This is a genomic window from Mojavia sp. (assembly GCF_059505145.1).
In genome coordinates, this window is record NZ_JCACKA010000156.1 from 1 (window position 1) to 10,322 (window position 10,322).

General features: G+C 43.5%; 9 protein-coding genes. 5 read left to right on the forward strand and 4 right to left on the reverse strand.

The features are described from left to right. Positions 1 to 241: 241 nt before the first annotated feature. Together AC5JL8_RS38440 and AC5JL8_RS38445 are read left to right on the forward strand one after the other, a co-directional pair. The gene (locus AC5JL8_RS38440) at positions 242 to 1,627 is read left to right on the forward strand and encodes a GH1 family beta-glucosidase (protein WP_495884924.1); all 1,386 of its coding nucleotides are present in this window, start codon (positions 242 to 244) and stop codon (positions 1,625 to 1,627) included. Positions 1,628 to 2,375: 748 nt separating this feature from the next. Then, positions 2,376 to 2,510 carry a hypothetical protein gene (locus tag AC5JL8_RS38445; RefSeq protein WP_495884925.1) on the forward strand — a complete coding sequence of 45 codons (135 nt, stop codon included), beginning with the start codon at positions 2,376 to 2,378 and terminating at the stop codon, positions 2,508 to 2,510. Here AC5JL8_RS38445 and AC5JL8_RS38450 read toward each other — a convergent pair. Continuing rightward, entirely contained in the window at positions 2,507 to 3,163 is a 657-nt protein-coding gene (locus AC5JL8_RS38450; RefSeq protein ID WP_495884926.1) for a DUF3386 domain-containing protein, read from the reverse strand. The two genes, AC5JL8_RS38445 and AC5JL8_RS38450, sit on opposite strands and share 4 nt — an antisense overlap. Before the next feature lie 101 nt (positions 3,164 to 3,264). Between AC5JL8_RS38450 and AC5JL8_RS38455 the strand changes: the two genes are divergently transcribed. Together AC5JL8_RS38455 and AC5JL8_RS38460 are read left to right on the forward strand one after the other, a co-directional pair. Beyond that, positions 3,265 to 3,936 (forward strand): LuxR C-terminal-related transcriptional regulator, encoded by a 672-nt coding sequence (locus AC5JL8_RS38455; RefSeq protein WP_495884927.1) that lies wholly within the window; start codon positions 3,265 to 3,267, stop codon positions 3,934 to 3,936. An 11-nt stretch (positions 3,937 to 3,947) separates the two neighbouring features. Beyond that, positions 3,948 to 4,586 (forward strand): hypothetical protein, encoded by a 639-nt coding sequence (locus AC5JL8_RS38460; RefSeq protein WP_495884928.1) that lies wholly within the window; start codon positions 3,948 to 3,950, stop codon positions 4,584 to 4,586. Positions 4,587 to 4,696: 110 nt separating this feature from the next. On the opposite strand, the gene AC5JL8_RS38465 is transcribed toward AC5JL8_RS38460, so the two are convergent. Beyond that, the gene (locus tag AC5JL8_RS38465) at positions 4,697 to 5,176 is read right to left on the reverse strand and encodes a DUF4383 domain-containing protein (protein WP_495884929.1); all 480 of its coding nucleotides are present in this window, start codon (positions 5,174 to 5,176) and stop codon (positions 4,697 to 4,699) included. A gap of 314 nt (positions 5,177 to 5,490) precedes the next feature. Continuing rightward, entirely contained in the window at positions 5,491 to 6,912 is a 1,422-nt protein-coding gene (locus AC5JL8_RS38470; protein ID WP_495884930.1) for an aromatic ring-hydroxylating dioxygenase subunit alpha, read from the reverse strand. 538 nt (positions 6,913 to 7,450) lie between these two features. Between AC5JL8_RS38470 and AC5JL8_RS38475 the strand changes: the two genes are divergently transcribed. Next, entirely contained in the window at positions 7,451 to 8,599 is a 1,149-nt protein-coding gene (locus tag AC5JL8_RS38475; RefSeq protein ID WP_495884931.1) for a SpoIID/LytB domain-containing protein, read from the forward strand. Positions 8,600 to 8,756: 157 nt separating this feature from the next. Here the strand turns inward: AC5JL8_RS38475 and AC5JL8_RS38480 are convergent, their stop codons facing one another. Then, the gene (locus AC5JL8_RS38480) at positions 8,757 to 10,052 is read right to left on the reverse strand and encodes a hypothetical protein (protein WP_495884932.1); all 1,296 of its coding nucleotides are present in this window, start codon (positions 10,050 to 10,052) and stop codon (positions 8,757 to 8,759) included. Between the last annotated feature and the right edge of the window lie 270 nt (positions 10,053 to 10,322).

Below are 10,322 nucleotides of genomic sequence, written 5' to 3' on the forward strand. Positions count from 1 at the left end.
CCCAGTCCCTTACCTCTACGAGTGATTCAGAAATCAAATCGGATTGCTATATATATCAAAGTATGAATATTACCGAGTTTTCAACGTGGAATTAAGGCGGCTATTGCTACACTAAAAGCTTTAAATGCGATGAATTACAGCAGTTTTTAGGCGTTTGAACCACAATCATTAGTATGGATACACGGATGTGGGTTCTTACAGCGTAGTCTACTCATCTGAAAATCGCTGTAAATGAAGCTGTATGAGAAAAAATCCTATGATTTACCAATTTCCCGAAGGTTTTTATTGGGGTACTGCTACTGCTGCTTATCAAATTGAAGGAGCAGCCAATGAGAGAGGACGTAAAAAAAGCGTCTGGGATACTTTCAGCGCTACACCAGGACGGATTAAGGATGGTAATACAGGTGATGTTGCTTGCGACCACTATCACCGTTACCAAGAAGATATAAAGTTAATGGCACAATTAGGTCTTAAGCATTATCGCTTCAGTATTGCATGGTCTCGCATCATTCCCGATGGGCGTGGTAGCGTCAATGAGGAAGGCGTGGATTTTTATAAGCGTCTTGTCGATTGTTTGCTAGAGCATGGTATCACTCCTCACGCGACCTTATACCACTGGGACACACCGCAAGCACTCGATGATTTATACGGTTCCTGGCAAAACCGACAAATAGCGTCTGATTATGCTGATTATGTGACTGCGGTTGTCAGTCGATTGGGTTCGCGGATTAACCACTGGATGACTCTCAACGAAACTATTTGCTTTACTCACATGAGTTATGACGTCAACCAGGAACCACCACACGCCCCAGGTAAGCGTCTCAACAGCCAAAAGGAAGTATGGCAAACTTCTCACCATGCTTTACTTGCTCACGGTATGGGGTGTCAAGCGATTCGTGCTGCTTCGCCAGTTCCTTGTAAAGTTGCATTGGTGGATAACTTCACAGTTACAGTTCCCATCAATGAATCTCCTGTTAATGTTGAAGCAGCTAAAAAAGCATTCCACACTTATGGACAAAATGGTGGCGTAATCTTTCCGGCTCTGACTGGTGCTTACAGTCCTGCAATACTAGAGCTATTAGGCGAAAATGCACCAGATATTCAGCCTGGTGATTTAGAAATAATTTACCAACCTCTCGATGCGATCGGCTTGAATATCTACAGCGGTGTTTATGTACGCGCTGCGGATAACAAATTAGGTTACGAATTCCTCGACTTTCCCAAAACTTATCCAAAAATGTATATGCCTTGGCTGTACATTCTACCGGAAAGTATCTATTGGGCAATTCGTCATGTCAGCGAAACATTAGGGCGTAACGATTTACCAGTTTTTATCACCGAAAATGGTTGTGCTGCTGAAGATGAAGTCAATTCTAATGGTGAAGTAATTGACACTGATCGAATTGTCTACCTGCGAGCCTACCTCAAATCAGTTCATCGTGCGATCGCTGAAGGTTATCCTTTGCGAGGTTACTTTTTATGGACTCTAATGGACAATTTCGAGTGGTCTTGGGGATATTCCCGCCGCTTCGGAATTGTATATACAGACTACGAAACGCAAAAACGTATCCCGAAAGCTAGTGCTGAATGGTATGCAGAGTGTATTCGCCAAAATCGCGTAGTTTAAAGTGTCTAAGCAAAACCGTGGATGATAAGTACATCAACATTGAAAAACTTAAAATAGAGTCTTTGCGATTACTTCGCTTCACTGCGTTCGGCTCGTAATGACATTTCAGGTTTAATTGAGTTGAGCTACTTAACAATTAAAGAAAATAAACTTAGACGCCACTTTTTCTATTTCTTATCCCATTTCACGAAAACCCTAATACATATAGATTTCTCGTAGGGGCACAGCATTGCTGTGCCCTTCCCCACGTATTAGGATAATTATTAACCTGAAATAATATTAATTTTCATACAATTTCACTTTAATGATGATATAAATGCGTGACTAAGGGTTTAGCAATGCTAAACCCCTACAAAAAATCTATATGTATCGAGATTTTCGTGAATTGGTATTAGTTTCCCCCTCATCTTTTGTAAAGCTGCACCAAATTCTCTCTATATTTTCTTTCTTCGTGTTCTTTGCGTCCTTTGTGGTTCGTTTTTATTCCTTGCGCGTCAACATATCTTTGCAGTGAATTGACATTAGAACTTGGAACTCCGAGCTTTGAACACGAAAGACCAAGCTTTTTTCTCGAAACTTCGAGATTAGAACACGAAAGACCAAGCTTTTTTCTCGGAACTTCGACTTCAGAACACAAATGACCGAGCTTTTTACTCGGAACTTCGACTTCAGAACACAAAAAACCAAGCTTTTTTCTCAAAAGTTCGAGCTTGGAACACGAAAGACAGAGCTTTTCACTTGAAATTTCGTGCTTGGAACTCGGAACGCCAAAAATAAAAGCGATCACACCAACTTAAAGATGCGATCGCTTACACTAATATTAAAAAGTAGGGTGGGCATTGCCCACCATATCCAGGTTTTGATGGGCTACATTACTTATTAAGCAGCAACAGGTTCTAACAACTTGATGTTAGAGAAGATAAATTCCTGAGTTGATACTTTCCCTTCTGTCTCGGTGCGAATTTCCCGGCGATTGAGAATGAAATACTTACCAACTTTTTCGTATTCATCGGTAAACTCGCTTCTACCACCCTTTTGTTCGCCGGTTTTCGGGTCATTATATACAGAATCGTAGGTATGAGACAGATAACCTTCTCCAGTCTGGTGACTGCTAAAGGTGTCGATTGTCACAAAAGTACCGTGAATTAGGCGGTGAACGTGGCAGACTTCATTATTGCGGACTTTGTATTTATCGCCGTCAGCTTTACCACCAACTAAAATTTCAACAGCACCATTTTCGTCAGTAGCGCCATAGCTAAAGGTGTTTGCGCTGTGAGTATCTTCAAAGGAACGACGGATACGGTGAATTGCGATTTCCCAAGCTTGTCCGTGAATCGCCTTGCTTGCTTGTTCGTCCTCTACATCCAACACTTCCGCCTTGAGATTGGCGCTGATGATTACTTTACCTGTAATAACTTGATCGTCATACTTAAAGGTGATATCGGCGGTGTACCCAGGAAAATTCTTGTCCCAAGTGTAACGATTTTCATAAGCAGCCCGGAAAAGTTCCTGAGCAGAAATCTGTGTAACTGTCATGTATTCACCTATAGCGACTAGTGATATTAGCTTTTTATCTTTGCTGGTATTAGCATAGAAGTAATTGTGAAGCCCCGCATAGTCCCCAACTGGGTACACTTATGGCTAATTCTCTTCATGCTGCATTTAGTGCGATCGCCAATGTCCGCAATGAGCAAGAACTTAAACAAGCTCTCATGGACACGCTTGGCGAGCATTTTGGCGTGCAACATTGGGGTCTCTATCTTAGAGATGACCAGTCAAAAACTGAGATTGATGTTCCAGGTATTCCAGCCGTATGCTTACAAGGTAATCCGGTAGGGCGCTATGTGGCTGAACGTCACGCTCCCGCTCATGAGCAATTAATATTATCTCCAGAAGATTGGAAGGATATTTGCCCCCGCCACGACCACGAACACGTGATGACTGGCCCGATTATCTGTGATGGTCGTCTTGTAGGAACACTGAACTTGGCTCGTGCGAAGGGACATCCAGCCTTTGATGGTAACGATTTAGCCGATTTGAGTGCTTTATGCATTCACATCTCAGCCAAACTTGCCACCCTCCGCGCGAAACCCACAACTTTAAATTCACCTTTAGTAAGTCGCCTGACACCGCGTGAATTAGAAATTGCCGAGTTGGTAGCACAGGGTTTAACCAACGCAGAAATTGGGGCAAAACTCTGGATTACCCAAAATTCTGTTAAACAAGCTCTGAAAAGAATGTTCCGCAAGTTAGAAGTTTCAGCACGGGCAGAAATGGTGGCGAAGTTGCAAGATGTTTTGGCTTCATAAAAGGTGATTTTATGAACCGCCCACGCATTCTGCAACCAGGTACAAGCTATACATTTAGCAAATATTTTGAATTGCCCTATACGCCAGCTGACATCCTTGCAGAATTTAATTGTACTTATGAACGCAAGCGGCTTGATTTACCAAAATATGCAGGTGAGCTTAAATGTTTAGATTTTTTGAGCCACTATTTGCAAAGAAATTTAGCCTACGTTAACCCGATCAGCGAAATGGCAAGACGGGAGATATTAATTGCTCCTACCTTATTAGAAGTTTGTGCAGAAACTCAAACCCAATTAAATATTGAATATCCTATTAATGTGAATGAACAGCTAAAGGGTAGCTTTGACTACTACATCAACAGTAATGTGGGAATGTTAGTAGTTGAAGCTAAACAATCTGATTTAGGTCGGGGATTTACCCAACTTGCAGTAGAATTGATTGCACTTGACCAATGGACACAATCAGAAACACCTCTTCTTTATGGTGCTGTTACTACAGGAGAAGATTGGCGGTTTGGCATATTTCACCGTCAAGAAAAACTCATTTCTCAAGACTTAAAACTCTATCGCGTTCCTGAAGAATTAGAAGAATTACTACGAGTTCTTGTTGGAATTGTTGTTGCGCCTAATTTTGACGAACAATCCGCTTAAAATAACGCTTAAAACTAGTATTCCAAATAATAAATTTCATTCTTCGAGACAGGGTGTAGGGTGTGGTGAGAGTTTCCCTACACCCAACTTAAACAGAGTAGCAGTAGATATTAGCTACTTTGCGATACACTAACGCCTTCTACTTTAGCTGGGATGATAATGCCATAGTAAAAAGCTGCGATCGCAGCTAGAGCATTAAACCAAACATTGTTACCAAACAATGGCATGAAACCGAAAAATGTTTTGGCCAATGGTATCAATCCCATGATTGCCAGCACAACATAAGCTATGGCAAAACTGCGATTGAATATGCGGGCGCTGCTAGCACTGTTGAAAGAAGCAATCCCCCACAAGCCTACGCCGCAGCGTACTATGTTATGCAAGAAATTGGTGGGAAATGCCCCAAATATAAAGCCAAATCCCGCAGCGTAAGCGCTATGAGATTCACTAAGTGGAATATAAGATTCGCTGCTTCCCGGTAAAGAGACTAAAGCTGGTATAAATCCAGCGAAACCTACCAGAAAGAAGATAATTCCAATGCTCAAAGCGCAAAAACGCTCTGTCATTTTTGCCGCGTCGGTGTTTGCCATATTCTTTTTTTCCTTCGATGATTGCAGGTCTTCACAGAATTCAATCTGTTAAGTGAATAATACTGCCGCCAACTTGTTGAGAAAATAAATAGATGGTTTCTCAATTCAGTTGATTGGCAAGATATAACACTTTCTATTCAACTTAGATTCTGTGAGTTTATCTCTATCGTAAGGAGGGATTCAAACTAGAAAACAGAGTATTTAGCTATTCTTTAGTAGCTATATAAAATTAACCTGTAACTTAGACTACTATGATTTTTAATGAACTATAAATCTCATAAAAATATTAGCGATCGCGCTCTTCCCTACGAGAGTTATTTATGTGAATTCTTAGTTTTTTCAGGCAGGTTACGCAGTGGTATTTCTCTGCCAACATAGAATTTTTTCTCTAGGTTATTCAACCATAACCAGGCTGCTCCTAAGGCAAGGGGCGTTACTGTCAAGAATATCTTGGCTAGCAATGATGTGTCGCCAACGAAAAACGCCAACAGTGGTGAAATTGTCCAGGCGATCGCAGTTATAATTGCACACCAAAATTTAAGTTGCTGAATCCTGGTTAATGCTTTGCTACAGCTAGCACACTTCTTGGTATGGGAATGATAACGATCCAGCAGTTTCTCTTTGGATAATCTTGGTGGCAAAGTTTCTCCAGGAAATGGGTCTGCCTTGAACTGGTTTACCCACTGGCGTAACTCAAAGATGAAGCTGTCTGCTTTGGTTGGGAGGTAGAAAGCCTTAACAAAGTTAGTGCTGCCACCTTTAGCTTCTAAGTAACGCTCTTGATAGTGTAAGAAAATTTGGTCATCTTCCAAAACTCCATTTTGCCCAATGTGGGAGTACCAACGCGGTGTCAACTTCATGAACAAACCAGGGAGTTTGGAAGAAAATTTGAAGGGAAAGCGGGCAAAAATGCGGCACTCACCCTTGCGAATAGGTGTAGCGTATACGACTGTCAAAGTTCTGCCAAATTGCTTAGAAGTCAAGTCGTGCCACATCAAACCTGGGGCAATAAATGTTGTGTCTTGCCGTCCCAGCTTACCGCGGCGAGGCCCTTCTTCCCAGACGCCTGCGAAGCCTTGTTTACCAGAGGCAATCACCTCTAACTCTACAGCACTGGCGTTGACTCTGTTACCTACCGAGCGGTGATGTGTAAAAGGTAAATGGCTGGAATCAAGTACATTTTCTAGCAGCGTCAGCGCATCGTAGGGTAAATCTCTAAATGTATTGAGGCAGATCCATTCTGACGGTGATTCTTCTAATGGCTCGACAATGGGAACCTTGGTTTTGTCTGCGTTCTCTGATTGTCCAGGATAGACAAACAATAATCCCTGCCGTTCAGTTGTCGGTAACGATGCTACACAAGCACGTCGGGAAGTCTCTGCTGTTCCCCCTGCAACCTGCTGTGGGATGCGATCGCAGCTGCCAGATCCAGAAAAAGCCCAGCCGTGATAAGGACATTCTAACAGTCCATCCTCACTAATCCTACCTTCTGAGAGTGGCGCTAGACGGTGGGGACATTGATCGGCAAATGCTCTCCATTGATCGGTTTGCTTGTCCCACCAAATCACAATATCTCTGCCAAGTAGTGTAAAAGGCATCGGCTGCGACTTATTCAGATCATCGACATAATAGACGGGATACCATACCTCTTTGCAGTCGAAATAATCTGGGTCACTGCCACCTGCTGGTATCTTTTCCGCAGGGCGATCGCTTATGGTAACCACACTCTCCAACATTCTCTTAGTTCACAGCTTTATTTACAACTAACTGCATTGTACTAGTACAAACAGTACATATGCCGAGACTACCCACTATTCCTCAAATTTGTACCTTTCGGCCTAATTCTCAAGTGCTGAGTTCTGAGTTCTGAGTTAATAGTTACTTAGTTACTCTCCTTGTCCCCTTGTCCCCAGTCCCCAGTCCCCAGTCCCCAGTCCCCTTGTCCCCTTGTCCCCAGTCCCCAGTCCCCATCCCCTTGTCCCCTTGTCCCTAATCCCCAGTCCCCAATCCCCAATCCTTATGCATAATGGGTAAAAGGTGGGAACTACCTGTGTTTTCAAACCTGTCTCTTTGATTTGTACTTCCTATGATAGAGATAATGTGAAAACTACAGATGCTTAAAGAAAATCAATTTGAGAGAGGAAACAAAAACCCTCTTGCCAAGTGAGTTTTTTGTTTAAGGTAGTGGAGCTAAATTAGTAAGTTCTGCTGCTATCTTTCAGAAACTACTGTAAAACCAAGTTTAAACAGATACTAGGTGATTAGACAATCAGCATGAAATTCCAACTGTTATTAGGCTCTCTATTTTCCCAGATTAAAGGACGTCATTGGTGGCTAAGTATTCTTCTGTGGATTGCTTTAGTTGCACCAGCTCAAGCATCTGTAATTCTGCGTGTAGCAATTGAGAGGGGTGTCAATCAAGTCAGAGTTGGTAGTTCTACAACTGCAACGGTCAAGGATAGTGTCGGTCGGACTCTTGGTCAATTACCAGCGATGAATGCGTTTTATGCCCAAGCCGTTCCTGGTGGAGTCGCTTTGGATAAGTGGCAGTCTGGTTTATTTTGGATTGAGCCGGCAGGTAAGGGATTTGTTTATATTGGCGATCGCTGGTATCGGGGTAGAACTCTCGTCGTTCCCACAGAAAAAGGCTTAACCGCTGTTAACTGGGTTGACTTGGAAGAATATCTTTACAGCGTCATCGGTGGCGAAATGGACGCCAAGTGGCCTCAAGAAGCCTTGAAAGCCCAAGCGATCGCCGCCCGCACCTATGCCCTTTACGAGCGAGAAAAGCAGCGCAATAGCAATCCCATTTACGATTTAGGCGCTAGCCCAGATCGTTGGCAAATTTATAAAGGTGTCAGCAGCGAATCTCCTGGTACTTATACCGCAGTCGATGCTACAGCAGGGCAGGTACTAACCTACAAAAATAAGATTATTCTTTCGGTATTCCACGCTTGTTCTGGGGGACACACAGAAAACGTCGAAGATGTTTGGGGAAATGCCCTCCCCTACCTGCGTGCTGTTCAAGACTACGATCAAAATATCCGCGAGTGCAATTGGGTGAAAACCTTCTCTCCTGCGGAAATTAGTTCCAGAATTTCTGGTGTAGGCAATGTCAAAGATATGATTCCAGAAGCTTTCTCGCCTTTCCGTAGTGTTAAAGCCTTAAAAATACTCGGCGACAAAGGTACGAAAATGCTACAGGGTGAGGATGTACGTACTGCACTCAGGCTCAAAAGTACCCGTTTCAACGTTAGCAAGGGGGCAGATGGTAGCTTTATTCTTCAAGGGCTTGGCTACGGTCATGGTTTAGGTATGAGCCAATGGGGAGCTTATAATCTCGCCCAGCGAGGAGCAAACCACCTGCAAATTTTAGGACATTATTATCGGGGCGTATCTCTAACGCCAATTCAAGCGAAGTAGTTGGACTGGGAACTGGGGACTGGGGACTGGGGACTGGGGACTGGCGACTGGGGGCTGGGGACTGGGGACTGGGGACAAGGAAATTTCGGTAATATCCCAACCTAATACCCGATCCCCGATACCCCATACCCGATACCCGATCCCCGATACCCGATACCTATTCCCCACTACCGCGCTGGAGGCGTCGTTGCCATTCAGCGTCCATTTGTTCAGAACGCTCAACTTCCTGTTCGAGTAAGTCGGTTTCGCTAGAGTACACTAAATCTTCTTTGCCAATAACTTTTTCAGCAGCAAACTGACTAGCATAGTCAATTTTTTGCTGTAAAGTTGCATCTGAGCTTGTTAACAGCCTAGCCCGTGAAAGGCGATCGCGGTTACGTGCGGCAATTTTACTATTGCACCATTGAATCCAGAAATAACGCAGTAGCGGTATACCCAAGAAGCCTATTCCATAAGCTAACAGCAGCCAATAAATACCTTGTACAAAAGCGACTAGTCCACCTAATTGGGCAGCGACTATACCATCTCTTAATAAACTTCCGAGTACTAAAGCACCCACCAAATTAAGTGCGCCCAACCCAGCACTCAGCATAACTTGCCCTGAACTGGCTGCACTAAAACGCCATAGTGATTCCTCTAGGTAAACTGGTATTGACTGACGGCGCTTTTTGCTGGCTTGCACCTGCAATTCTGGAAAGTAATATACAATTTGTCCTTCTGGACTTACCTCAGGTTGCCCATTGAATCGTGTCAGCACAGGCAACATATAGTCTTCGTTCTCTTTTGTATATCCCTCACCAATGTTATCCAAATAGGGAGCAATTTGTTCTGCGACAACTGCACCACGATTATTACGAATCACAGCAGCAATTTCTTGCCAGCGACGTTCCTCTAAGTTGGCATTAGGATTACCATCACCAAATAAAAATGAAAAGACAGCCTCAAAAAAATTCAAATTGCTTGCTTGAGGTCTTTCGCGCTGCCGTTCCTGGTATCGAGTATTGTAATTCGGGCTGAAATACCAAAATAAATCTGGGAAGAAGAAAAAGCCACCACCAAAATTACTGTCCCTACTGTCACTGTCACGATCTGAATTCATGGCAGTAATGATGATGATGATGCTAATAGTAATCAAGGCGATAGAAGCAATTAAGAAAATTCCAAATGAGATGCGAATTAGGTAAAAAATAGCGCCCCAAATCTTCTGCCACCATTCCTGAATCCGTAACTGCAAATACTTATTACGTAAAATTGCTCGGAAATTTTGTGGGAATAGGTAAACAATATCGCCTGTTTCAGCTACCTGCAAATGTCCGCCAGCATCAGATGCCAAGGCTAATAATCCTTGTCCTGCTTCCCCGACATTCAATCCTGCCTGAGTTGCCACATCACCAACGGTGACACGATAACCCAATTGTTCCACAGCTCGCATAATGCTGGGATTGGGAGCCATTGCTCTCCCCTCCTGTTGAAGTTCACTTTCTCTTTCTCAAGTATAAAGTTTTATTTTGGGTGACTCGGCAGGATAGTAAGCTGTTACACAGTTAAGTTGCACATTTAGACAGCAGGGGAATGGGGAGTGGGGGCTGGGGACTGGGGACTAGGGACTGGGGACTGGGGACAAGGGGACAAGGGGACAAGGGGATGGGGAGAGTTTGAGATGAAAATGAGTCTTTGATACTCGTGAATGAGTCTTTGAACTCCGTGAATGAGTCTTTGAACT

Coding starts and splice junctions, on each gene's coding strand:
- AC5JL8_RS38465 (WP_495884929.1), bottom strand. CDS start 5,176: ATGGCAAACACCGACGCGGCAAAAATGACAGAGCGTTTTTGCGCTTTG.
- AC5JL8_RS38440 (WP_495884924.1), top strand. CDS start 242: ATGAGAAAAAATCCTATGATTTACCAATTTCCCGAAGGTTTTTATTGG.
- AC5JL8_RS38455 (WP_495884927.1), top strand. CDS start 3,265: ATGGCTAATTCTCTTCATGCTGCATTTAGTGCGATCGCCAATGTCCGC.
- AC5JL8_RS38450 (WP_495884926.1), bottom strand. CDS start 3,163: ATGACAGTTACACAGATTTCTGCTCAGGAACTTTTCCGGGCTGCTTAT.
- AC5JL8_RS38480 (WP_495884932.1), bottom strand. CDS start 10,052: ATGGCTCCCAATCCCAGCATTATGCGAGCTGTGGAACAATTGGGTTAT.
- AC5JL8_RS38475 (WP_495884931.1), top strand. CDS start 7,451: ATGAAATTCCAACTGTTATTAGGCTCTCTATTTTCCCAGATTAAAGGA.
- AC5JL8_RS38470 (WP_495884930.1), bottom strand. CDS start 6,912: ATGTTGGAGAGTGTGGTTACCATAAGCGATCGCCCTGCGGAAAAGATA.
- AC5JL8_RS38460 (WP_495884928.1), top strand. CDS start 3,948: ATGAACCGCCCACGCATTCTGCAACCAGGTACAAGCTATACATTTAGC.